The sequence below is a fragment of the Clavibacter sepedonicus genome, from assembly GCF_000069225.1.
GTDB lineage: Bacteria > Actinomycetota > Actinomycetes > Actinomycetales > Microbacteriaceae > Clavibacter > Clavibacter sepedonicus.
The window spans coordinates 472,131-495,551 of sequence record NC_010407.1 but is presented as its reverse complement, the minus strand read 5'-3'; the positions used below and the strand labels follow the sequence as shown (position 1 = coordinate 495,551).

Below are 23,421 nucleotides of genomic sequence, written 5' to 3'. Positions count from 1 at the left end.
GGACAGATGAAGCGCGGTCGACTGCGGGTGCTGCTGGGAGCGGCGCCGGGCGTGGGCAAGACCTACGCGATGCTCGAGGAGGGCAAGCGGCTGCGCGACGAGGGCGCGGACGTGGTGGTCGCGGACGTGGAGACCCACGGCCGCGATGCTCGAGGGGCTGGAGATCCTGCCGCGGCGCGAGGTGTCGCACCGCGGGGTGGAGATCACCGACCTCGACGTGGACGCGGTCATCGCCCGCCGGCCCACCATCGCGCTCGTCGACGAGCTCGCCCACACCAACGCCCCGGGCGGCCGCTACAAGAAGCGCTGGCAGGACGTGGACCTCATCCGCGACGCAGGCATCGACGTGATCTCCACCGTCAACATCCAGCACATCGCCTCCCTCAACGACGTGGTCGAGAAGATCACGGGCGTGCCGCAGCGCGAGACGATCCCCGACCGGGTGCTCCGCGAGGCGCACCAGATCGAGGTGATCGACCTCGCGCCCAAGGCCCTGCGCGACCGGCTCGCCGGCGGGCGCGTGTACCCGGCCGAGCGGATCGACGCGGCCCTCTCCCACTACTTCCGGCTCGGCAACCTCACCGCGCTCCGCGAGCTCGCGCTGCTCTGGCTCGCCGACGAGGTCGACACCGCGCTCGCCGCCTACCGCGACGAGAAGGGGATCGACGCGCGATGGGAGGCCCGCGAGCGCGTGGTCGTGGCGCTCACCGGCGGCCCCGAGGGCGAGACGCTGCTGCGCCGCGGCGCCCGGATCGCGGCCCGCTCGGCCGGCGGCGAGCTCATGGCCGTCCACGTCTCCAGCCAGGACGGCCTCCGCTCCGGCAGCCCCGAGGCGCTCGCCAGCCAGCGCGCGCTCGTCGACTCGCTCGGCGGCAGCTACCACCAGGTCGTCGGCGACGACATCCCGCGCGCGCTCGTGGAGTTCGCGCGCGCCTCCAACGCCACGCAGCTCGTGCTCGGCGTGAGCCGCCGCAGCCGCCTCGCCGCCGCGGCGACCGGGCCCGGCATCGGCGCCACGGTGATCCGCGAGTCCGGCGACATCGACGTGCACATCGTCACGCACGCGGCCGCGGGCGGGCGGTTCCGGCTGCCCAGGGTCCGGGGCGGCGCGCTCAGCATGCGGCGCCGGATCCTCGGCGGGGTCCTCGCACTCGGCGGCGGCCCGCTGCTCACCTGGCTGCTCTCCGCCACGCGCTCGGACGACTCCATCACGAGCGACGTGCTCTCGTACCAGCTGCTCGTGGTGCTCGTCGCGCTCGTCGGCGGGATCTGGCCGGCCCTGTTCGCGGCCGTGCTCTCGGGATTCACGCTCGACTACTTCTTCATCGACCCGCTCTACACGATCACCGTCGACGAGCCGCTGCACCTGCTCGCGCTCGTGCTCTACGTGGTCATCGCGCTGCTCGTCAGCTGGATCGTCGACCAGGCCACCCGCCGCACCCGCCTCGCCCGCCTCGCGGTCGCCGAGGCGGAGCTGCTGGCGACCGTGTCGGGATCCGTGCTCCGCGGCGAGGGCGCCGTGCACGCGCTCGTGAGCCGCACCCGCGAGGCGTTCGGCCTGCAGGGCGTGAAGCTCGTGGACCGCGACGAGACCATCGCGTGGGACGGCGTCGTCACGGGCGCCGCCGCGACCGACGTGCCCGTGGGATCCCGCGGCGTGCTCACGCTCTACGGCGACGACCTCGAGGCGTCCGGCCGCCGGCTCCTCCGGGTGATCGCCGCCCAGCTCGACGCCGCGCTCGAACACCGCGACCTCTCCGACACCGCCCGCGAGGTCGGCCCGCTCGCCCAGACCGACCGCGTGCGCACGGCCCTCCTCTCGGCCGTCAGCCACGATCTCCGCCGCCCGCTCAGCGCCGCGACCGCCGCCGTCAGCGCGCTCCGCTCCCCCGGCATGACCTGGGCCGACGGCGACCGCGAGGAGCTGCTCGCCACCGCTGAGGAGAGCCTCGGCACGCTCGCCGACCTCGTCACCGACCTCCTCGACGTGAGCCGCGTGCAGGCCGGCGTGCTCGGCGTGCGCCTCATGGACGTCGACCTCGACGACGTCGTGCTCGCCGCCCTCGACGAGCTCGACCTCGGCCCCGCCGACGCCGTGCTGGACCTCGCGCCCGATCTCCCCGGTGCTGTCGCGGATCCGGGCCTCCTGGAGCGCGTCGTCGTCAACCTGCTGAGCAACGCCGTGCGGCACGCGCCCGACGGCGTGCCCGTGCGCCTCAGCACGAGCGCGTTCGCCGACGCGGTGGAGATCCGCGTCGTGGACCACGGCCCCGGCGTCGCGCCCGAGCGCCGCGACGACATGTTCGTGCCGTTCCAGCGCCTCGGCGACACCGACAACGCGTCCGGCCTCGGCCTCGGCCTCGCGCTCTCGAAGGGCTTCACGGAGGGGATGGGCGGCACGCTCACCGCCGAGGACACCCCGGGCGGCGGGCTCACGATGGTGGTCGCGCTGCCGGCGTGCCGGGCGGACGCGCCCGTGCCCGAGCCCGCCGAACCCGCGCTCGCCGATCCCGACACCGACTCCGAGCAGGTGTCCGCGTGAAGATCCTCATCGCCGACGACGACCAGCAGATCCTCCGGGCCCTGCGCATCACCCTCACGAGCCTCGGCTACGACATCGTCACGGCGGAGGACGGCGCCGCCGCCGTCCGCGCGGCCGTCGCCGAGAAGCCCGACCTCTACATGATCGACCTCGGCATGCCGCGGCTCGACGGCGTCGAGGTGATCCAGGCGCTCCGGCTCTGGTCGACCGCGCCGATCCTCGTGGTCTCCGGCCGCTCGGGCGCGGCCGACAAGGTGGAGGCGCTGGATGCGGGCGCCGACGACTACGTGACCAAGCCGTTCTCCATCGACGAGCTGCTCGCCAGGATCCGCGCCCTCGGCCGCCGCGCCGCCGCCGACGAGGACCGCGGCGCGAGCGTGTCCTTCGCCGACGTGACGGTCGACCTCGCCGCCCGCGTCGTCACGCGCGGCGACCAGCGCGTGCGCCTCACCCCCACCGAGTGGCAGGTGCTCGAGCTGCTCGTGCGGAACCCCGACCGGCTCGTCTCGCGGCAGGCCCTCCTCACCGAGATCTGGGGCCCGACCCACGTGAACGACAGCGGTTACCTCCGCCTGTACGTGGCGCAGCTGCGCAAGAAGCTCGAGCCGGATCCGGCCCACCCGCGGCACCTGCTCACCGATCCCGGCATGGGGTACCGCTTCGTGCCCGCGGGGGCGGGGCGGGCGCCGGAGGACACGTAGGCCGTGTCGCGCACGACCAGCCGGCACCCGGATCCACGAGCGTAGGCTCCCGTGGTGCCCCACAGATCCACCCGCCCCACCCGCCCCGCCGCCGTCATCGCCTCCGCCACCGCCGCGCTCGGCGGACTCGCGGCCGCAGCCCTCGTCGTCCCGCGCCGCTTCGAGGCCGGCCGCCGCGAGCGCGCCGTGGTCCTCAACGAGACGCTCCCCGTGAACTCGGCCTGGTGGCGTGAGCACGCGAAGACCGAGGGCGACCTCCTCTACGTGGCGCTCGGCGACTCGACCGCGCAGGGCATCGGCGCGAGCCGGCCCGGCAGCGGCTACGTCGGGATCCTCGCCGACCGGATCCGCGCCCTGAGCGGCCGCTCGGTCCGCACCGTGAACCTCAGCGTCTCGGGCGCCCGCGTCGCCGACCTCGTCGAGTACCAGCTCCCCCGCCTCGCCAAGCTGCGGCCCGACGTGGTGACCCTGGCGATCGGCGCCAACGACATCGCCGCCTTCGAGCCGGTCGCGTTCGAGCACGACCTCGGCCGGATCCTCGACGCCGTCCCGCCGACCACCGTCGTGGCCGACCTGCCGTGCTTCCACTTCCCGACGAGCGAGCGGAAGGTGCGGGTCGCCAACGAGATCGTCCGCCGCCTCGCCACGGACCGCGGCCTCCGCCTCGCGCCGCTGCACCGCATCACCCGCCGCCAGACCGCCGTCCTCGCGCTCACCCAGGCCGCCGGCGACCTCTTCCACCCGAACGACCGCGGCTACCGCGTCTGGGCGAGCGCGTTCCTGCCTTTCCTCCCGGCGACGGTCCGCGCGCTGGAGGTGGCGGGGCGCTGATGCGCTCGCGTCGGGGCCGACATCCCGGCCAGCCCGCCCGCGATGGATAGGGTCGCGTCCATGACCCGGCACCCCGGCGACCGCGTCCTCGCCGTCCTGATCGACTGGCTCTTCCTGTGCGTGTGGTCCGCGCTGGTCGCAGCCGTCGCCGTCCCCTTGCTCGTGGTGGGCGCCACGATGCCGCTCCCGCCGGTCGCGGCGAACGTCCTGGCAGCGCTGGCGACGGTGGTGCCGATCACGATCGTGCTCGCCGTGCTGGAGTCGGGACCGCGTCAGGCGACGCCCGGCAAGCGCGCGCGGCGGCTGGTCGTCCAGGACGCCCGGACCGGTGACGCGCTCCCCTTCCGCCGTGCGCTGCTCCGCAACGCCCTCAAGGTCGCGCTGCCCTGGACCGTCGGGCATGTGGCCGCTTACGCGATCGTCGGCACGAGCGATTCCCTCGGCTCCGTCCCGCCGGGCGTGGAGGCGGTGACGGTGATCGCCTACGTGCTCCCCGCGGTCTGGCTCCTGACGCTTCTCATCGGCTCGGGCCGCACGCCGTACGACAGGATCGCGGGGACGGTCGTCGCGCGATCGGCTCCTCGCGCGTGATCCGACCCCGTCCGTAGGGTGGATGCATGGCCGACGACACCCCCGACGCCCGCTCCACCGGCACGCTCTGGATGGTGATCGGCCTCGTCTCCGGGCCGCTACTCGTCACCGGCGCGGGCATCTCGCCGTGGATCTCCGCTGCCCTCTTCGCGCTGTCCGTCTTCATGTACGTGCGCGTCCGCGGCCGCGACCGAGCACTCGCAGCGCCTCCGACCGGGACGCTCTGGTTCGTCGTCTCGCTGATCATCGGCGCCCTCCTCGTGACGGGCTCCTTCGATCCGCCGTGGGTCGGGGCGGCCGCCCTCGCGGGCTCCGTCCTCCTCTACGTCCGCGCGATGATCCGCCTCGCGGCCCGCCCGGCAACGGATCCGGATCCCGGGGACTGACCGACCGCGCCAGAGCCCGCGGCGCAGGGTGTCCCCGGGTGCCGAAATGCGACCGGCGCCCCGGCACCCGCAGCCCATCCGCGCGGCACCGCCGCCTGACGCGGCACCCGGTGTCCGCTCCGTAGCGTCGGGCGCATGACCCCGCCCACCCGATCCACCCGCCGACCGCACGCCTCCCGCGATGCTCGGCGCACGCGGCTCACGTTCCGGCGCGCGACCCATGCGGAGCTGCTGAAGCTCGCGACGCTCCGCTCCACCCGCTGGACCGCCGTGCTGGTCGTGCTCGCCGGGGTAGGCATCAGCGTGGCGGCGTCCCTCGTGGCGAACCCGATGCCCGCGGGTGCCTCGTCGACGATGGCAGATGCGGGCACGGCCGCGATCCTCACCACTCCCCTGCTGCTCAGCCAGATCGTCGTCGGCGTGCTCGGCGTGCTCGCGATGGGCTCCGAGTACTCGAGCGGCACGATCGCCTCCACGCTCGCCGCGGTGCCGGACCGCCTCGAGGCGCTGTCCGCGAAGGCGCTCGCGGTCGCGCTGGTCGCGTTCGGGCTCGGCGTGATCCCCGGCCTCGGCGCCTACCTGCTGACCGCCGGCACGCGCGCCGACGTCGGCTACGACGGCAGCCTCGCGTCCTGGGGCGTGCTCGGGCCGCTGCTCGGATCCGGCGCCTACCTCGCGATGGTCGCCCTCCTCGGGCTGGCGCTCGCGACCATGATGCGCAGCGGCGTCGCCGCGATCACCGCCCTCATCGCCATCCAGCTCGTGCTGCCCCAGCTCGTCGCACTGGTGCCCGACATCGGGGACGTGGCCGTCTACGACCTGCTGCTCACGACCGCCGGCCGGATCCTGACGGGCACGACCGGGAGCATCGCCCCGCCGCCGACGACGCTCCTCGAGGTCGCGGCCACCGCGGCGTGGCTCGTGATCCCGGCGACCGCCGCGGCCCTCCTGTTCCGCCGCCGCGACGCCTAGCTGTACTCGGCCATGACGTTGGTGACACTTCGGGGCGTGTGAAGAGGCCTCCTGGCTTGATGGAGCTGTTCAGTTCAACCATCGCCAGGAGGCCTCGATGTCCCACGGTAATGCTCGTCTGACGGTTCACGGGAGGGTTCTCCTCGTGCGGCGGGTGGTGGAGGATCGTCGGCCGGTCGCGCACGTCGCGCGGGAGCTGGGGGTGTCGCGGCAGTGCGCGCATCGATGGGTGAACCGGTTCCGTGCCGAGGGGCTGCGAGGGCTGACGGATCGGTCATCGCGGCCCCGGTCAGTACCGAGGCGAACGAGCCCGGAGCGGGAACGGGCCGTGCTGGAAGCGCGGGCCCAGTTGCGGGCGGGTCCTGCGCGGCTGGCGCCGGTGACAGGTGTTCCATCCCGTACGATCTCCCGCATCCTGCGCCGGCACGGGGCGCCGCCGTTGGCATGGTTGGACCCCGTCACCGGGGCCGTGATCCGGGCATCCCGGTCAACGGCGCACCGGTATGAGCACGAGCATCCGGGTGATCTGATCCACGTGGACGTGAAGAAGCTCGGGAGGATCCCGGACGGAGGCGGCTGGCGGGTCCACGGGCGCAGCGAGCAGGTCCGCGGCCGCGGGATCGGGTTCGATTACGTCCATGCCGCGGTCGATGACCACACCCGTCTCGCCTACGCGGAGATCCATCCCGATGAGAAAGGCGCGACCGCGGCCGGGTTCCTGACCCGCGCAGCGGCGTACTTCGCCGGGCGCGGGATCACCCGGATCGAGCGGGTCATCACGGACAACGCGTTCGCCTACCGGCACTCGACCGCGTTCAAGAACGCCGTCCAGGACCTGGGCGCGCGGCAGAAGTTCATCCGCCCGCACTGCCCCTGGCAGAACGGCAAGGTCGAGCGCTTCAACCGGACCCTCGCGACCGAGTGGGCCTACCGGCAACCCTTCACCAGCAACCAACACCGCGCCGACGCGCTTGACCCCTTCATCGAGCACTACAACACTGAACGAATCCACTCAAGCCACGGGCTCACGCCCGCGGCCCGAGTGTCACCAACGTCATGACCCAGTACACCTAGGCCGCGGATCCACCCGGCGTGGCCGGGCGGGCGAACGGCCCGCCGTGGGCGACGAGCAGGCGCAGCAGCGCCATGACGATGTCGGCGGCGGTGACGACGCATGCCGTCCAGCCGACGGCCGTGGTGAGGCCGGCCGATGCGGGACCCCCGACCTCGGCCGCCGCGAGGACTCCGACGACGAGGACTCCGACGACGACGACGGCCACGGCGTCGACCGCGGAGAAGGGCGGTACGGTCTCGGCCGCGGAGGGGCCGCCGCGCCGGGCCGCGGGAGCCATCCGGTGCAGGCCGTCGCGGATGCGGGAGACGCCGTACGCCGCCTCGGCTGTCTCGAGAGGGAGGAACGTCGCGCCGAAGAGGACGTCGGCGGCGGTGCGTTCGCGGATCCGGCGGAGGGTGCGGATGTGCAGCGGCAGCCGCACCACGACGGGGACGACCCACCACCATGCGGGCTCCAGGATGCCCTGGATCCCCGCGGCCGCCACGTACAGGACCACCAGGGCGAACGACACGAACCGGAGGACGGGCCCGACGCCGATGCGCAGGGACGCCAGGCGCGCGCGACGCCGGTCGCCGACGTCGGCGGACGAGCCGCCGCGCGCCATCCGGGCGACGTGGGCTCCCCACCGGTCGCGTCGCTCGCGCATCATCCCCCACGTGACGGCGGTGTCGACGCGGGCGCGCGCGCCGGGGACCAGGGCCGAGCGGTCGTCGCCGGCGAGGAGGGCGGTGAGCATCCCCTCCGACGAGGCGGTGGCAGAGGCGGACGACCCCGCGTCGTGCGCGGGGAGCTGCAGGAGCGTCGCGGGAGCGAGCGGCACCGGGCCGGAGAGGCCGAGGTCGGTGCCGGTCTCGACGGCGCCCATGACCCAGTGGCGCTGCAGGAGCCGGAGGGCGCCCGCGAGGGGGCCGCGGGATCCGCTCGGCCGGGGATCGAGGCTCGCGGACACCGATGAGGTGCCCGGATCCCGCTCGAGGGCGGCGGTGAGGAGCTCGAGCACGTCGGGTTCCAGCTCGGCGTCGGGCGAGACGAGCAGCACGCGCTCCGCGTCGCCGACCAGCCGGAGCGCGAAGCCGTAGGCCGAGCGGAGCGAGCTCTCGCGCGGGCCGCGGTCGATGACCGTGACCGTCGTGCTGGCGGGACCCGCGCCGGGCACGGCGCGCTCGTGGCGTCCGTTGAAGGTCCGCGCCACGGCGAAGGTGTCGTCGCGGCTGCCCGCGACCACGACCACCACGCGCTCCGGGGGGGATGGTCTGCCCCAGGATCGACGTCAGCGTGGCCGCGATCGTGGATCCGGCGTCGCCCGCCACGACGACCGCGGAGACGGCGTCGCGCGGCGACCGCCCGGAGCGCTCGGGCGGGGGCAGGGGCGTGCTCTGGTCGTCCATGGGCCTCTCGATGACGGCGGGTCTCGGGCGGCGGTCGGCCCCGGACGGACGCGCACTGCCATGTGCAATATTACGGGCCGCCGAGGGGTGCTCGCGCAGCGACCACGCCCCGGTCGCCCGCCGGGCGCCGTCCTAGGCTCGTCCCATGAGCGACGACGACGCCCCCGACCACGGATCCGCGGACCGGGAGGGCGCCGACCAGGCGCACGGCCCGACGATCGTGTGGCTCCGCGACGACCTCCGCGTGGCCGACAACCCGGCGATGCACGCCGCCGTCGAGCGGGGCGAGCCGATCGTGGTGCTGTACGTGCTCGACGAGGAGAGCGCGGGGATCCGCCCGCTCGGCGGCGCCGCCCGCTGGTGGCTGCACATGAGCCTGTCGCGGCTCGGGGAGTCGCTCCGGGGGCTCGGCTCGCCGCTCGTGCTGCGCCGGGGGAAGGCCGCCGACGTCGTCGACGATCTCGTGCGGGAGGTCGGCGCGGGCGCCGTGCTGTGGAACCGACGCTACGGCGGCGCGGAGATCGCGGTCGACACCGCCATCAAGAAGGACCTCGGCGACCGCGGGCTCGACGTCCGCAGCTTCCAGGGATCGCTGCTCGTCGAGCCGTGGACGGTGGTGAACAAGCAGGGCGAGCCCTTCCGCGTGTACACGCCCTTCTGGAAGACCGCGCAGGATCGTGAGGAGCCGCGGAAGCCGTTCCCCGCACCGGACGCGCTCGAGGCACCGCGGAAGGCGCCCCGCTCCGACGACCTCGACGACTGGGGCCTGCTGCCGACGAAGCCCGACTGGGCGGCCGGCCTGCGGGAGGCCTGCGATCCCGGCGAGGCCGCGGGGCTGCAGCGCCTCGAGGACTTCGTCCACCACGAGCTGGAGGACTACGCCGCCCAGCGCGACGAGCCCGCGGCGATGACGACCTCCCGGCTGTCGGCGTACCTGCGCTGGGGCGAGGTGAGCCCGTTCCAGGTGTGGCACCGGGTCCAGCGCACCCGCGGCAAGAAGGTGGGCGGCGACGAGGTCAACGCGACCAAGTTCCTCTCCGAGCTGGGATGGCGCGAGTTCAGCTACCACCTGCTGTACCACCAGCCGGATCTCGCGACCCGCAACTTCGTGCCCCGCTTCGACGCGTTCCCGTGGGACGAGCCGCGCGACGACACCCTCGGCGCGTGGCAGCGCGGCGAGACCGGCGTGCCCCTCGTGGACGCCGGCATGCGCGCGCTCTGGAAGGACGGGCACCTGCACAACCGGGTGCGCATGGTGGTCGCGTCGTTCCTCATCAAGAACCTGCTGATCGACTGGCGCCATGGCGAGCAGTGGTTCTGGGACACGCTCGTCGACGCGGACGCGGCCAACAACGCGGCGAGCTGGCAGTGGGTCGCGGGATCCGGTGCGGACGCCGCCCCGTACTTCCGCGTGTTCAACCCCGTGCTGCAGGGGCAGAAGTTCGACCCGTCTGGCGAGTACATCCGCTCCTACGTGCCCGAGCTCGCGCACGCGCCGCGGGACGTCGTGCACGAGCCGTGGAAGGCGCAGGGCGACCTGGTCGCGAGCGCCGAGGACGACGCCGACGCCTCGGCCGACGGCGGGCTGGCGGCGTACCCGTCGCCCATCGTCGACCTGAAGGAGTCCCGGCAGCGGGCGCTGGCGGCCTACGACGAGATCAAGGACCGGTGACGCGCGGGCCCGCGCGATCGACGCGCGGGCCCGCCGGTCGGATCAGGCGCCGTCGCCCGCGTCGCCTCCGCCGCCGAGGCGCTCGGCACGCTCATGCCGCTCGCGGATCCCGCGGCCGCGCTTCACGTCCTCGCGCTCCGCGGCGGCCTTCTTGTCGCTGACGGCCGTGTCGCGCGGCGGGAGCTGGAGAGTCTCCTCGGCCGCGATGCCGGCCTGGAGCTGGCGTCCACGCTCCAGCTCCGCGTCGAACTCGGCGCCGAACAGGAGGGCCAGGTTCGCGATCCAGAGCCACAGCAGGAACACCACGACGCCGGCGAGCGCGCCGTAGCTCTTCGCGTAGCTGGAGAACTCCGTGACGTAGAAGGCGAAGGCGACCGAGGCGATGACCAGCACGACGAGCGCGATGGCCGCGCCCATGCTCATCCAGCGGAACTTCGGCTGCTTCGCGTTCGGGGTCGCGTAGTAGAGGATCGCGATGAGCAGCACGATCGCGAACGCGAGCACCGGCCACTTGGCGATGGACCACACGATCTGCACGGTCTGGCCGAGGCCGAGCGCCTCGCCGATGGCGTCGGTGACCGGGCCGGAGATCGCGATGATGAGCGCGCACACGAGCAGCAGCACGATCCCGATCACCGTCACGGCGAGCTGGGTGGGCTTGAGCTTCCAGAACGGGCGGCCCTCGGGGATCTCGTAGATCCGGTTCATCGCGCGGCTGAACGCACCGACGTAGCCGGAGGCCGACCAGATCGCGAGCACGATGCCGGAGACGAGCGCGAAGCCGGCGGCGGGCGACTCGACGAAGCCCGTGAGGATCGGCTCGATGAGCGCCAGGGCGTCGGCGGGCGCGAAGCCGCGCAGCAGGTCCAGCACCGCCGACACCGTCGACTCGCCCTGCCCGAACACGCCGAGCAGCGAGATGATCGCGATGAGCGCCGGGAACAGCGACAGCACCGCGTAGTACGTGAGCGACGCCGCGATGTCGGTGCACTGGTCGGTGCCGAACTCGCGCATGGTCTTCCGGAGGACGTACTTCCAGGAGGGCTTCTCGATCTCCGTCGGGGAGTCGGGCTTGCGCGCGTCGTCCTCGTCGGGACGGTCCTCGATGGTGCCGGCCGTGTCTCGTCGTGCCACTGGTGCCTCCGTGGGTGTGCTCGGGGTCGGGTCCCCTCCCCCAGCGTGGCCCCCGTCCGGCGGCGCGCCTAGCCCGCACGGATCCGGGGAGGGATCCGCGACGACCGGCGCCCGCCGGGAGCGCCGGCGTCTCGTACACTCGCCGGGGGCCCGCACGGCACGGATCCGGCACCCGCCGGAACATCCACCGGCTCGCGCGCGTTGCCCCCGTGATCGCCCCGGCGATCACCGTGCTCCGCCGACGGGCGCACGGACGCCGCCCGAGCAGAGGAGCACGCATGCTGCGCACCATGATGACCGCGAAGATCCACCGCGCCACGGTGTCGCACGCCGACCTCCACTACGTCGGCTCCGTCACGGTCGACCGCGACCTGCTCGACGCCGCCGACATCCTCGTGGGCGAGCGCGTCAGCATCGTCGACGTCACCAACGGCGCCCGGCTCGACACCTACACGATCGCGGGCGAGCGCGGCAGCGGCGTGCTCGGGATCAACGGCGCGGCCGCCCGCCTCGTGGACGTCGGCGACACCGTGATCCTCATCGCCTACGGCCAGATGACCACCGAGGAGGCCCGCGCGCTCGAGCCCCGCGTAGTGCACGTGGACGCGGCCAACTGCATCCGCGCCGTGGACGCCGACCCCACCGCGCCGCCCGCGCCCGGCCTCGAGCGGCCGCCGCTGGCCGAGCCGGTCTGAACGCTGCCGGGCCGGACCGAGCCGGTCCGAACGGACCCGTGCGAGGATCCGCAACTGTACTGGGTCTCCCAAATGACGGACATACCCACTTCCCCCCAAAACGGGGTACATTCCCGCTCGCGCCGGGGGATCGCCAGGATGCGCGGCTACCGTGGAGGCATCCGGTACGGCTCTTCGGGTGAGCTGTACCGCACCAGCCGGTTCGTCTGCGGGTAACAGACGTTCACGTGCGCAGTCCGGCCCGGGCCTCGAAGGCCCGGGCCGGTCTCATTCCCTCAGGGCCCTCCGTCGGGTCAGCGCCCCTCGGCGCGTCGCCGGCGCCGCTCGTCGCGCTCGGCGTCCGCGGCCGCGGCCTCCTCGGGCGTCGGCGCCGTGCCACCCCGGTGCCGCGGCTGCCACCATGCGCCGCGGCCGTCCACCGGGTACGCGGACTGGAGGTCGTCGACCAGCCCCTGCAGTTCCTCGCGCAGGGCGTCGGTGACCTCGCGTGGATCCGCGTCGGCCGCCACGGGGATCCGCTCGCCCACGCGCAGGTGCACGGGCACCCCGATGCGGTCGCGCATGCGGATGCGGCGGTTCTTGGTGAGGAGCCGGTGCCCGCCCCACACGGCGACGGGCACGATCGGCACGCCGGCCTCGGCCGCCAATCGCGCGGCACCGGTCTTCAGCTCCCGCACGCGGAACGACGCGCTCACGCCCGCCTCCGGGAAGACGCCAATGAGCTCGCCCGCGCGCAGGGCCGCGACGGCGTCCTCGTACGCGGCCGCCCCCGCGGTCATGTCGACGCTGATGTGGCGCATGCGACGCAGGACCCAGCCCACGCCGGGCGTGTCGAACGCGCCCTTCTTCGCCATGAAGCGGATCCGGCGGCGGTTGTGCAGCCATGTCGCCCACTCGACGAGCGCGAACTCGAGATAGCCGAAGTGCGTCATCGCGATGACCGCGCCCCCGGTGTCCGGGATGCGGTCGCGGCCGTCGGCGACGAGGCGGAGGCGGAGGGATCCGAAGAGCGCGCGGCCCAGGACGACAGCGGTCCCGTACACGGGCTCGCGGGTGCGACGGGTCATGGATCGACCCTACGGGGACGGCATGGGCGCCGACCGGGAGCCGATCGTCCGCGGATCGGCGTCGGCTCCCGGTGGTGCAGCCCGCGCGCGGGTCAGCGCCGGCCCCACGGCCGCGCGCGGGTCAGCGCCGGCCCTGTGGCCGCGCGCGGGTCAGCGTCCGCCGCATGACCGAGCGCGGGTCAGCGCCGGCGGCGGGCGGGATCCAGCCAGTAGTTCGAGAAGCCCGTGTCGGCCGGGTTCACGTTGAGGCCGGGCGGCACGATCTCGTCGATGCGGTCGAGCGTCGCGGCGTCGAGCTCGAGGGTGGCCGCGTCGAGCTGCGACTCGAGCTGCTCCATGGTGCGCGGGCCGATGATCGCGCTGGAGACCGCCGGGTGGCGCAGCACGAACGCGAGCGCGAGGTGCACGAGCGGCACGCCGAGCTCGTCGGCGAGGGCGCCCAGCTGGTCGGCCGCCTCGAACTTCGGGTCGGCCGGGTCGTAGCGCGACGGGTCGCGGTCGTTGCGGTGCGTCTTCGGGATCTCCTGGCCCTTGCGGTACTTGCCGGAGAGCCAGCCGCCGGCGAGCGGGCTCCACACGAGCGTGCCCATGCCGTGGCGCTCGGTGGTGGGGAGGAGGTCGGCCTCGACGCCGCGGGTGAGCAGCGAGTACGGCGGCTGCTCCGTGACGAACCGCGCGGTGCCGCGCTCGCGGGCGATCCACTGGGCCTCGACGACCTGGCTCGGCTGGAAGGTGGACGACCCGATGTAGCGCACCTTGCCGGCGCGCACGAGGTCGGTGAGCGCGCCGAGGGTCTCCTCGATGTCCGTGTGCTCGTCCGGCCGGTGCATCTGGTACAGGTCGATGTAGTCGGTGCCGAGGCGGCGCAGCGAGTCCTCGACGGCCCGCACGATCCAGCGGCGGGATCCGCCGCGGTGGTTCGCCTCGGGCTTCATCCCGTTGAAGAACTTGGTCGCGAGCACGAGGTCGTCGCGGCGGCCGGACTGCGCGATAGCCGTGCCGACGATCTCCTCCGACTCGCCGTACGCGTAGATGTCGGCGGTGTCGATGAAGGTGATCCCGGCGTCGATGGCGCGGTGGATCACCCGGATCGACTTCTCGTGGTCGGTCTCGCCCCATGCGCCGAACATCATGGTGCCGAGGCAGAGGCGCGAGACCTCCACGCCGGTGCGTCCGAGGTGGGTGGTGGGCTGGTCGGTGGACTGCTCTGTCATGAGCGCCACGCTACGCGCTGGGCGGAGGAGCGGCCCTAGGTGTACTCGGCCGTGACGTTGGTGACACTTCGGGGCGTGTGAAGAGGCCTCCTGGCTTGATGGAGCTGTTCAGTTCAACCATCGCCAGGAGGCCTCGATGTCCCACGGTAATGCTCGTCTGACGGTTCACGGGAGGGTTCTCCTCGTGCGGCGGGTGGTGGAGGATCGTCGGCCGGTCGCGCACGTCGCGCGGGAGCTGGGGGTGTCGCGGCAGTGCGCGCATCGATGGGTGAACCGGTTCCGTGCCGAGGGGCTGCGAGGGCTGACGGATCGGTCATCGCGGCCCCGGTCAGTACCGAGGCGAACGAGCCCGGAGCGGGAACGGGCCGTGCTGGAAGCGCGGGCCCAGTTGCGGGCGGGTCCTGCGCGGCTGGCGCCGGTGACAGGTGTTCCATCCCGTACGATCTCCCGCATCCTGCGCCGGCACGGGGCGCCGCCGTTGGCATGGTTGGACCCCGTCACCGGGGCCGTGATCCGGGCATCCCGGTCAACGGCGCACCGGTATGAGCACGAGCATCCGGGTGATCTGATCCACGTGGACGTGAAGAAGCTCGGGAGGATCCCGGACGGAGGCGGCTGGCGGGTCCACGGGCGCAGCGAGCAGGTCCGCGGCCGCGGGATCGGGTTCGATTACGTCCATGCCGCGGTCGATGACCACACCCGTCTCGCCTACGCGGAGATCCATCCCGATGAGAAAGGCGCGACCGCGGCCGGGTTCCTGACCCGCGCAGCGGCGTACTTCGCCGGGCATGGGATCACCCGGATCGAGCGGGTCATCACGGACAACGCGTTCGCCTACCGGCACTCGACCGCGTTCAAGAACGCCGTCCAGGACCTGGGCGCGCGGCAGAAGTTCATCCGCCCGCACTGCCCCTGGCAGAACGGCAAGGTCGAGCGCTTCAACCGGACCCTCGCGACCGAGTGGGCCTACCGGCAACCCTTCACCAGCAACCAACACCGCGCCGACGCGCTTGACCCCTTCATCGAGCACTACAACACTGAACGAATCCACTCAAGCCACGGGCTCACGCCCGCGGCCCGAGTGTCACCAACGTCATGACCCAGTACATCTAGGCGGAGGGGCGGCCGTCCGCGGCGTCGGCGGTCGCGACGTCGGACTCGGTGGATGCACCCGGCTCGACGGCGGCCAGGGCCTCGTCGTCCATGGTCTCCAACGTGATGTCGGCCTCGGGGGCCTCCTGGCCGTCGGCGTCGAGCGGCACGATGTAGTCGCCGAGGCGACGGCGGGCCGCCTCCTCGCGCTGCACGCGGATCCGCTCGAGCTTCTCCTCGCGGAGGCGCAGGCGCTCGGTGTCGACCTCGACGCGGCGCACGGTGACGCCGCGCGTGGGGCCGGCGGCCTTGGCCGGGGTGGTCTTGCGGCTGGGCTCGCGCTTCGCCGCGTCGCTCGCGGGCTTCCGCGACGGGGCGGTACCCGACTTCGCGGCCGCCGAGGCGGGCTTGGTCGACACCGCGGGCGGCTTCCCGGAACCCGGGCAGCGCTCGTGGTTGCGACCGTGGTCGAGGATGTTGCCCGTGGCCATGCCGACGGGGTTCGCCTTGCCGCAGACCGAGCACTTCGTCGCGGGGGTTGCTGCCACGTTCGATACCACTTTCCATCGCCGCGCCGTCGCCGGACCGAGGGTGCCGGTCGGCCGGACGGCGCTCGTCCACGCTACCCGACGCGGGAGGTGCGGGGATACCGGAGTCCCCCGACCAGGGGTGTCAGGCCGGGACGCAGGTGGTGCGCATCCGCACCACGACGGCCCCGTCGGCCTCCTCGACGTCGAGATCCACCGTGACGGACGCGAGCTCGTCGAGACCGGAGACGTGCGTGCCGCCGCAGGGGATCCGCGCGGTGCCGTCGGGCAGTTCGCACACCCAGGAGCGGCGCGAGGTGAGCAGGTCGCCCTCGCGCTCGATCCGCGCGGCGGCGCCCGAGGCGACCCATGCGGCGAGCGTGGCGTCGACCCGGCCGCGCACCTCCTCGAGTTGGTCGAGGAGCGCGGCGGGCACGAAGCCCTTCTTCCGCAGCGACTTGCCGAGACGGTACGTGTCGACGGACGACCACGGGCCGATGCGCGAGGTGCCGATGGCGAGCGCGTCGAAGCCGGGCGCGCCGAGCGCGTCGCGGGGCACGTCCTTGTTCCAGGCGCCCTCGAGCGCGCGGTCGAGGGCGAGCGAGGCGAGGTGGCAGCCCGTGTGGCCGGCGCTCAGGGCGCGACGGTGCTCGGGATCCACGGCGACCTCGACGGCGTCGCCCGCGCGGACGTCGGCGTCGCCCGGCACGACGTGGACGGCGACGAACGACCAGCCGTCGGCGCCCTTCTTCACCGGGACGTCGGCGCCGACGTGGAGCGCGGCGTCACCCGCGGGATCCGTCGACGCCGCGCCGACGACGCAGTCGAGCACCTCGATCCCGGCGCCGCGCACCCGCAGCACCGCGCGGTCGGCGGGCTGGTCGGGCCAGGCCGCGTCGACGGGATGGCAGGCGGTCTCGTCGAGCACGACGGCGCGCGTTCCGTCGGCGAGGTCGTCGACGCGGAGGACCGTGCCCGCGGAGGCGACGGATCCCGCCGGGTAGGTCACGCGCGTGGGCGGCAGGGCGACGGCGCCCGCGGGGGTGGAGGTCATGGCGGCTCCCGGCTCGGTGTGCCTCGATCCTCGCAGACCGCGTGCGGCGGGCCGGCCCGGTGGGTCACGCGGGCGCGGTCCCCGTGGCGCGCGCCCGGCCGAGCAGGCGCCGCAGCGCCGCGCGCTCGAGGAGCGTCCAAGCCGCGCTCGACAGCAGGTACAGGGCGGCGGCGAGCGGGGCGACGCCCGCGAAGACGACCGTGACGAACGGCAGGACGCGCGTCATCGCGGTCATCCCCGCCATGCCGGGGAGCGCCGGATCGGCGGCCGCCGGCGGCCCCTGGAACCGCAGGTCGGCGCGCCGCCGCACCTCGATCACCACGGCGAGCAGCCCGAGCACGACAAGCGAGACGACGAGCGGCGCGACGCCCATGCCGGCAGCGGCCAGCGCGTTCGATCCCAGCGGGAGCCCGGCGAAGGGCGCGGCGAGCAGCGCGTTCGCCTCGCCGCCGATCCGCGCGTGCGCGAACAGCGTGTAGACGGCCGCGAGCACGGGCGCCTGGGCGAGCGTCGGCAGGCAGCCGGCGAGCGGCGACGCGCCCTCCCGGGCGTAGAGCTCCTGCACCGCGCGCGACATCTGCTCGGGCTTGCCCGCGTGCCGGCGGCGGAGCTCGGCGAGCGCGGGGGCGATCCGGAGGCGCTGGATCTCGGCGCGCACCTGCGCCACGCCGACCGGCACGAGCACGGCCCGCACGACGAGGGTCAGGAGGATGACGGCCACGCCGGTGGCGGAGGCGCCGGCGAGCGGGTGGATCAGGTCGGCGAGGCCGACGACGAGCTGGGACAGGCCGTCGAGCACGGCTCGGACGGGGGCGATCGATGTGGGGTCCACGGGGTTCCTTGCGACGAGAGCGGAGGGGGTCCGTCTGGTCGTCGCATGCGGGCGCGCGCCGGATCCGTGCCACGCGGTGGCGGCGGACCCCTGCTGGCCGCGGTCAGGCGGCCGGGAGCGGCGCAGGAACGACGACCTGCATCCGCCGGCCCGGGGCCCGGGAGCGCTCGTGTCCGTCCGCGTCCGGGTCGCTCGAGGAGACGAGCACCGGGAGGTCGACGTCCTCGTCCGGGCGCAGCGGCGGCGCGGCGGATCCGAGGAGCCCGCGTGCCGCGGCGATGCGCACCAGCGCGACCGCGGCGGCCACGGATGCGGCGCCGAGGAGTGCTGCGAGGAGGATCGCTGGCGTGACGCCCGCGCCGCCCAGCACGACGTCGCCCACGAGGGCGAGCACGCGGCCGAGGACCTCCAGGACGATGGGCATGCCCGACGGTAGCACCGGGCCCGGCGCGAGCACGAGGGGCGGGCGGGCACGAGGGCCGGGGCGCCCGCCCGTCCCCGCCACCGCCAGCTGCGCCGCCGGCCGCGGACGCCGCCCCTCGGCGCGCCGCCCTGCGCGGCACTCCGAGGTACCGCGCACTGCGTGATACTGTGCGACGCATGAGAGAGATCGACTGATGGACACCACGCAGCTCCTCAAGGGCGCGCTCGACACCGCGGTGCTCGCCGTCGTGCAGCACGACGACGGGTACGGCTATGACATCGTCCGGCGCCTGCGCGACGCCGGCCTCGGCGACGTCGGCGACGCCTCCGTCTACGGGACGCTGCGCCGGCTCTACGCGGCAGGCGCCCTGTCGAGCTACGTCGTCCCGTCCGAGGGCGGACCGCACCGCAAGTACTACGCGATCAACCCCGAGGGCCGCGAGCTGCTCGCCGGCCAGCGGGCCACGTGGGCGGCGTTCGCGACGGCCATGAGCGGGCTCCTCGGCGAGCCGGCCCCCGCGCCGACCCACCGCACCCGGAAGGCCGGCGGCGCCGGCGAGGGCCCCGTGCCCGCATCCGTGAACGTCCGCACGATCGGAGAGAAGCCGTGAACACCGCAGATCCCACCCTCGACACCCGCATCCAGGCGTTCGCCGCGGCCGTGCGCGCCCGGCTCGCCGACCTCGATGCCGAGGACGTCGACGACCTCACGGGCGGCCTCGAGGCCGACCTGCAGGAGGAGGCTGCGGATCACGACGGCGCCCTCGAGCTCGGCGATCCCGTGCGCTACGCCGACGAGCTGCGCAGCTCGGCCGGGCTGCCGGAGCGGGCGGTGGCGGCGGCGCCCCTGTCTCCGATCGCGCAGATGCGGGAGAGCATGCGCGCCCGGGGCCGCGACGTCCACGCCCGCATCCGCGCGAACCGGGAGCTCTCGGCGATCCTCGACCTGCTCATCCTCTTCCGCCCGGTGTGGTGGCTGCTGCGAGCGTGGGCGGGATACCTGTGCTTCGTCACGGTGATCTTCGGCGGCTTCTCGGTCCTCCCACGGAACCCCGCTGCATGGGTCCTGCTCATCGCGCTCGTCGTCATCAGCGTCCAGTGGGGACGCGGCAACTGGGTCCGCTCCGCTCCGGCGCGGACGCTCAAGGCGACCATCAGCGTGATCACGGCCGCATCGCTCGTGGTCCTGATCCCCGTCTCCATCGACGAGATGGCGCCTCGCTCCTACGCTGAGTCCGCCTACCCTTCCTCCTACCAGCAGCCGGGCCTGTCCCTCGACGGCAAGGCGCTCACGAACCTCTTCGCCTACGACGCCGACGGGAACCTCCTCGACCGCGTCCAGCTCTTCGACCAGGACGGCGAGCCCGTGACCACCGTCAGCAGCGTCATGGATGACGGCCGCCTCACCGATCCCGTGACGGGAGAGCGCATGAAGCCCGCCGACGGCGCGTGGAACGTCTTCCCGCTCGAGAGGGACCTCCTCGCCACCTCCGACGGGGCGACGGCGACGGGATCCGGCGCCGTGCGGCCCCCGTTCGCGAAGGCGCTCCCGTTGCGCGCGGGTCCCGGCTCGACGCCGACGCCGACGCCGAGCCCCGGAGGCGCCACCGGCGACGCCCCTGCGGCAACGCCGACAGCAACTCCCACGCCCACCCCGGAGCCCACCCCGTGAGCGCGCTCCTCGACCACGAGCAGCCGTCCGGCGGGATCGGCACCCGCACGGGGCTCGCGCGGCTGACCGCGCGCGAGCGGGAGATCCTCGTGCTCGTCGCCCGCGGGCTGTCGAACGCGGAGATCGCGGGCCGGCTGTTCCTCGCGCCGACGACCGTGAAGACGCACGTGAGCCGCACGCTCGACAAGCTCGGCGTGCGCGACCGCCTGCACGCGACGATCTGGGCGTACGAGAACGGCGTGGTGGAGCCGCTCGCGACGACGCGCTGAGCGACGGGATTCGGATGACCGACCCGGGGAAACGCGAACGGCCCGCCAGTGGCGGGCCGTTCGGCATTCTGTCTCAACCAGAGAGATGCACCCGGAGGTGCTGTGCGCCCGGAGGGATTCGAACCCCCAACCTTCTGATCCGTAGTCAGATGCTCTATCCGTTGAGCTACGGGCGCAGTCCTGCGGCGATGATCTCCGCGAGCGGCGATCAGGCCGGGAGACAGCCTACATGCTGCGGGGCCGCCCCGCGAATCCGCGCCGCCGACGAGCGGCCGCGCCCCTCCCGCTGTCCGACGGAGCCCGGCCTCCGGCCGCCCCGACTCCCGCTCATTAGGCTGGATCGACCCGAACCGCGAGGAGCGACCCTTGGCATCCTGGACCGATCACGTCGTCTGGTGGCACGTCTACCCCCTCGGCTTCACGGGCGCGCCGCAGACCCGCGACGACCTCGCCGGACCCGGCGGCGGATCCCCCGCGCACCCCGACGCGGCCCCCGCCCACCGCCTCGACCGCCTCCGCGCCTGGCTCCCGTACCTCGTCGACCTCGGCACCAACGGCCTGCTGCTCGGCCCGGTCTTCGACTCGGAGACCCACGGCTACGACACCCGCGACCACCTGGTCGTGGACCCCCGGCTCGGCGACGACGCCGATCTCGACGCCCTCCTCGCCGACGCCTCCGCCCGCGGCGTGCGCGTGCTCCTCGACGGCGTCTTCAACCACGTCGGCCGCAGCCACCCGCGGTTCGTGCAGGCCCTCGCGGACGGGCCCGGATCCGAGGCGGCCTCCTGGTTCCGCTGGGACGAGGCCGGCGAGCCCGTGGGCTTCGAGGGCCACGGCGCCCTCGTCACGCTCGACCACGACTCCGAGGCCGTGCGCGCGCACGTGGCCGAGGTGATGATCCACTGGCTCGACCGCGGCATCTCCGGCTGGCGGCTCGACGCCGCCTACGCCGTGCCCGCCTCCTTCTGGGCGGCCGTGCTGCCGCGCGTCCGCGAGCGGCACCCGGACGCGTGGTTCGTCGGCGAGATGATCCACGGCGACTACGTCGGATACCAGGCCGAGTCGACCATCGACTCCATCACCGCCTACGAGCTGTGGAAGTCGATCCGCAACTCCATCGCCGAGCGGAACCTGTTCGAGCTCGACTGGACCCTCACGCGCCACGCGGAGCTGCTGCCGTCCTTCACGCCGCAGACCTTCATCGGCAACCACGACGTGACCCGCATCGCCTCCGCGGTGGCCCCCCGCCACCTCGGCCACGCGGTCGCGCTCCTGCTGCTGCTCCCGGGCATCCCCTCGATCTACGCGGGCGACGAGCGGGGCCTCACCGGCGTGAAGGAGGACCGCGCAGGCGGCGACGATGCCGTGCGCCCCGCGTACCCGGCCTCACCCGACGAGCTGCACGATGACGAGCACGCAGCCCGGATCCGCAGCCTGCACCAGGAGCTCATCGGCCTCCGTCGCCGGCACGCCTGGCTGGTCGACGCGCGGATGGAGACGTCCGGCCTCGCCAACACCGCGCTCACCATCACGCTGCGGCCGTCGGGCACGGGGGCGGCCGCAGGCGTGGCACCCGGATCCCCGGACGCGCTGCGCCTCGTGCTCAACCTGGGGGAAGAGCCCATGGAGATCGCCGGCTCGCCCGACGGACGCGAGGCGGGCGACGTCTCCGGCGACGGACGCGTGCCCGGGCACTCCTGGGCGGTGCTGGCCGGCGCGTAGCCGGAGCGGCGACGCGGGGTGCCGTGGCTCGCTGCGACGACCGCGTCAGATGGCGCGGTGCGGCCAGCCGTAGACCTCGGCGAGGAGCGCGGCCCGGGCGGCGTGCGCGGCGGCCTCCTCCTGGGCCTCCCCGTCCGGATCCTGATCCGCGGGCGCGAAGTGGCCGTCCGCGATCTCGGGCTCGTCATCGTCGCCGAACGGCCGGTGCGTGAGCGGCCACTCGACGGCGGTGAGCGCGGGCCAGACGGCCGGGTCGGTGACGTCCGCCTCGGGTTCCCGAGGGTCGTCGTGCGCGTCCACGCCGAGGAGCTGCTCGTCGTCCGCCTCCACCGCGCGCAGCCCCTCTCCGTCGCCGTACGGCGCGAAGAGGAACTGCGAGAAGTGGCGGGTCACGGCGTCAGGCTAGTCCGCCGGGGCTCCCAGGAACGGTCGTCGGGCGGGGTTGTGGAAGGCTGCCCACCATCTGCTCGCGGACGACCTCGGATCAGTCGCCGGAGCGCCCCGGCTGTCCCAGCGGCACGGCCTCCGGGCGCCCCACGGAGCTGCGGATCTCGCCCGTCGCCTCGGGGTCGAGGATCGCGTCCATGACCTCGAGCACGTGGAACGCGAGCTCCCCCGACGCCCGGTGCGGCACGCCCCGGCGGATCGCGTCGGCCATCTCCGCGAGACCGCAGCCGCGCCCCGCGTCGACGAAGCCGGCGCTCGGCTCGACGTCCGCCCACTCGCGGTCGGTCGACGTGGCGACCTGCACCTGCCCCGAGAAGTGGTTCGGGTCGGGCACCGAGAGCGTGCCGGCGGTGCCGTACACCTCGATGTTCGGGATTCGCGTGGCCCAGATGTCGAAGCTCATCGTGACGGTCGAGACCGCGCCCGACGCGTGCGTGAGCACGGCGCTGACGTGCGTGTCGACGGTCACCGGGATCTCGCGCGCCTCGGGGTCGGATGCGGCCGAGCGCACGCGGTCGGAGCGCAGCGAGGCGCCCTGCACGCGCGTGACCGGGCCGAGCAGCGTCACGAGCGCTGTCAGGTAGTACGGGCCCATGTCGAACATGGGTCCGGCGCCCGGCTGGTAGTAGAACGCGGGGGCCGGGTGCCAGAGCTCGTGTCCGGGCGCGCCCCAGAAGGCGTTCGCCGCGACGGGCTTCCCGATCGTGCCGGCGTCGAGCACGGCGCGGGCGGTCTGGATCCCGGTGCCCAGCACGGTGTCGGGCGCGGATCCGACGCGGAGGCCCTTCTCCTCGGCCAGCCGCAGGATCGGCGCGGCCTCCGCGGGGCTCAGCGCGAGCGGCTTCTCGCCGTACACGTGCTTGCCGGCCTCAAGCACGCGGAGGTCGACCTCGGCGTGCGCGGCGGGGATCGTGAGGTTCAGCACCGTGTCGATGCGCGGGTCGGCGATGAGGTCGTCCACGCTCAGAGCGTCCACGCCCTGCGCCTCGGCGACCGTGCGCGCGCGGTCGAGGTCGAGGTCGGCGACGGCGACGAGCCGCACGCCGGACAGGGTCTCGAACGCGGCGAAGTACTGCTCGCTGATCTTCCCGACGCCGATGATCCCGAGGGTCATC

23 protein-coding genes, 1 tRNA gene and 1 pseudogene are annotated in these 23,421 nt (G+C 73.8%); 14 read left to right on the top strand and 11 right to left on the bottom strand.

Going from position 1 to position 23,421, the window contains the following annotated elements:
- The first annotated feature begins 6 nt into the window (after positions 1–6).
- The 7 genes and pseudogenes from CMS_RS02280 to CMS_RS16450 all read left to right on the top strand — a co-directional run bounded on the left by CMS_RS02280 (position 7) and on the right by CMS_RS16450 (position 7,083).
- A pseudogene (locus CMS_RS02280) lies at positions 7–2,542 on the top strand (DUF4118 domain-containing protein).
- Entirely contained in the window at positions 2,539–3,243 is a 705-nt protein-coding gene (locus CMS_RS02275; protein ID WP_012297908.1) for a response regulator, read from the top strand. Before CMS_RS02280 ends, CMS_RS02275 begins: the two are co-directional and overlap by 4 nt.
- Before the next feature lie 54 nt (positions 3,244–3,297).
- Positions 3,298–4,074 carry an SGNH/GDSL hydrolase family protein gene (locus CMS_RS02270; RefSeq protein WP_223842698.1) on the top strand — a complete coding sequence of 259 codons (777 nt, stop codon included), beginning with the start codon at positions 3,298–3,300 and terminating at the stop codon, positions 4,072–4,074.
- Between the two features lie 60 nt (positions 4,075–4,134).
- Positions 4,135–4,665, top strand: a complete 531-nt coding sequence (locus tag CMS_RS02265; RefSeq protein WP_041464317.1) for an RDD family protein — start codon at positions 4,135–4,137, stop codon at positions 4,663–4,665.
- 26 nt (positions 4,666–4,691) lie between these two features.
- Positions 4,692–5,051, top strand: coding sequence for a hypothetical protein (locus CMS_RS02260; RefSeq protein ID WP_012297905.1), 360 nt, complete (start codon positions 4,692–4,694; stop codon positions 5,049–5,051).
- A 135-nt stretch (positions 5,052–5,186) separates the two neighbouring features.
- Positions 5,187–6,023, top strand: a complete 837-nt coding sequence (locus CMS_RS02255) for an ABC transporter permease (protein WP_012297904.1) — start codon at positions 5,187–5,189, stop codon at positions 6,021–6,023.
- A gap of 97 nt (positions 6,024–6,120) precedes the next feature.
- Positions 6,121–7,083 (top strand): IS481-like element IS1121 family transposase, encoded by a 963-nt coding sequence (locus CMS_RS16450; RefSeq protein WP_012296866.1) that lies wholly within the window; start codon positions 6,121–6,123, stop codon positions 7,081–7,083.
- 10 nt (positions 7,084–7,093) lie between these two features.
- Here the strand turns inward: CMS_RS16450 and CMS_RS02245 are convergent, their stop codons facing one another.
- Positions 7,094–8,332 carry a glycosyltransferase family 2 protein gene (locus CMS_RS02245; protein WP_223842697.1) on the bottom strand — a complete coding sequence of 413 codons (1,239 nt, stop codon included), beginning with the start codon at positions 8,330–8,332 and terminating at the stop codon, positions 7,094–7,096.
- A gap of 299 nt (positions 8,333–8,631) precedes the next feature.
- On the opposite strand from CMS_RS02245, the gene CMS_RS02240 reads away from it, so the two are divergent.
- Positions 8,632–10,158, top strand: a complete 1,527-nt coding sequence (locus tag CMS_RS02240) for a cryptochrome/photolyase family protein (protein WP_012297903.1) — start codon at positions 8,632–8,634, stop codon at positions 10,156–10,158.
- 42 nt (positions 10,159–10,200) lie between these two features.
- Here CMS_RS02240 and CMS_RS02235 read toward each other — a convergent pair whose 3' ends face one another.
- Positions 10,201–11,292 carry a YihY/virulence factor BrkB family protein gene (locus CMS_RS02235; protein ID WP_012297902.1) on the bottom strand — a complete coding sequence of 364 codons (1,092 nt, stop codon included), beginning with the start codon at positions 11,290–11,292 and terminating at the stop codon, positions 10,201–10,203.
- Between the two features lie 278 nt (positions 11,293–11,570).
- Here CMS_RS02235 and panD point away from each other — a divergent pair, with 278 nt between their 5' ends.
- Positions 11,571–11,987 (top strand): aspartate 1-decarboxylase, encoded by a 417-nt coding sequence (gene panD / locus CMS_RS02230; RefSeq protein WP_041464316.1) that lies wholly within the window; start codon positions 11,571–11,573, stop codon positions 11,985–11,987.
- 293 nt (positions 11,988–12,280) lie between these two features.
- On the opposite strand, the gene CMS_RS02225 is transcribed toward panD, so the two are convergent.
- Positions 12,281–13,054, bottom strand: a complete 774-nt coding sequence (locus tag CMS_RS02225; RefSeq protein WP_041464315.1) for a lysophospholipid acyltransferase family protein — start codon at positions 13,052–13,054, stop codon at positions 12,281–12,283.
- 179 nt (positions 13,055–13,233) lie between these two features.
- A complete protein-coding gene (locus tag CMS_RS02220) occupies positions 13,234–14,268 on the bottom strand; it encodes an aldo/keto reductase (RefSeq protein ID WP_012297899.1) in 1,035 nt (344 codons plus the stop codon).
- A gap of 136 nt (positions 14,269–14,404) precedes the next feature.
- Here CMS_RS02220 and CMS_RS02215 point away from each other — a divergent pair, with 136 nt between their 5' ends.
- Positions 14,405–15,367 (top strand): IS481-like element IS1121 family transposase, encoded by a 963-nt coding sequence (locus CMS_RS02215; protein ID WP_012296860.1) that lies wholly within the window; start codon positions 14,405–14,407, stop codon positions 15,365–15,367.
- Between the two features lie 10 nt (positions 15,368–15,377).
- Here CMS_RS02215 and CMS_RS02210 read toward each other — a convergent pair whose 3' ends face one another.
- From CMS_RS02210 to CMS_RS02195, 4 genes are all read right to left on the bottom strand, one after another.
- On the bottom strand, positions 15,378–15,908 hold the full coding sequence (locus CMS_RS02210; protein WP_223842696.1) for a hydophilic protein: 531 nt from the start codon (positions 15,906–15,908) through the stop codon (positions 15,378–15,380).
- Positions 15,909–16,032: 124 nt separating this feature from the next.
- Positions 16,033–16,941 (bottom strand): alanyl-tRNA editing protein, encoded by a 909-nt coding sequence (locus CMS_RS02205; protein ID WP_041464314.1) that lies wholly within the window; start codon positions 16,939–16,941, stop codon positions 16,033–16,035.
- Between the two features lie 64 nt (positions 16,942–17,005).
- Positions 17,006–17,773: a YidC/Oxa1 family membrane protein insertase gene (locus tag CMS_RS02200; protein WP_012297896.1), complete on the bottom strand. Its 768-nt coding sequence runs from the start codon at positions 17,771–17,773 to the stop codon at positions 17,006–17,008.
- A gap of 103 nt (positions 17,774–17,876) precedes the next feature.
- Positions 17,877–18,197, bottom strand: coding sequence for a DUF6412 domain-containing protein (locus CMS_RS02195; RefSeq protein ID WP_223842695.1), 321 nt, complete (start codon positions 18,195–18,197; stop codon positions 17,877–17,879).
- 193 nt (positions 18,198–18,390) lie between these two features.
- Between CMS_RS02195 and CMS_RS02190 the strand changes: the two genes are divergently transcribed.
- The 3 genes from CMS_RS02190 to CMS_RS17535 are packed head-to-tail and all read left to right on the top strand — an operon-like array spanning position 18,391 to position 20,137.
- Positions 18,391–18,807: a PadR family transcriptional regulator gene (locus CMS_RS02190; RefSeq protein ID WP_012297894.1), complete on the top strand. Its 417-nt coding sequence runs from the start codon at positions 18,391–18,393 to the stop codon at positions 18,805–18,807.
- The gene (locus tag CMS_RS17540) at positions 18,804–19,868 is read left to right on the top strand and encodes a hypothetical protein (RefSeq protein WP_012297893.1); all 1,065 of its coding nucleotides are present in this window, start codon (positions 18,804–18,806) and stop codon (positions 19,866–19,868) included. The genes CMS_RS02190 and CMS_RS17540 overlap by 4 nt, the downstream gene beginning before the upstream one ends.
- On the top strand, positions 19,865–20,137 hold the full coding sequence (locus CMS_RS17535; RefSeq protein WP_049791878.1) for a response regulator transcription factor: 273 nt from the start codon (positions 19,865–19,867) through the stop codon (positions 20,135–20,137). Before CMS_RS17540 ends, CMS_RS17535 begins: the two co-directional genes overlap by 4 nt.
- 103 nt (positions 20,138–20,240) lie before the next feature.
- Here the strand turns inward: CMS_RS17535 and CMS_RS02175 are convergent.
- Positions 20,241–20,313: transfer RNA gene (locus tag CMS_RS02175), tRNA-Arg, on the bottom strand.
- 190 nt (positions 20,314–20,503) lie between these two features.
- On the opposite strand from CMS_RS02175, the gene CMS_RS02170 reads away from it, so the two are divergent.
- Entirely contained in the window at positions 20,504–21,859 is a 1,356-nt protein-coding gene (locus CMS_RS02170) for an alpha-amylase family protein (RefSeq protein WP_012297892.1), read from the top strand.
- A 45-nt stretch (positions 21,860–21,904) separates the two neighbouring features.
- Here CMS_RS02170 and CMS_RS02165 read toward each other — a convergent pair whose 3' ends face one another.
- Positions 21,905–22,252, bottom strand: a complete 348-nt coding sequence (locus CMS_RS02165) for a hypothetical protein (RefSeq protein WP_012297891.1) — start codon at positions 22,250–22,252, stop codon at positions 21,905–21,907.
- Between the two features lie 91 nt (positions 22,253–22,343).
- Positions 22,344–23,420 (bottom strand): Gfo/Idh/MocA family protein, encoded by a 1,077-nt coding sequence (locus tag CMS_RS02160; RefSeq protein ID WP_012297890.1) that lies wholly within the window; start codon positions 23,418–23,420, stop codon positions 22,344–22,346.
- Between the last annotated feature and the right edge of the window lies 1 nt (position 23,421).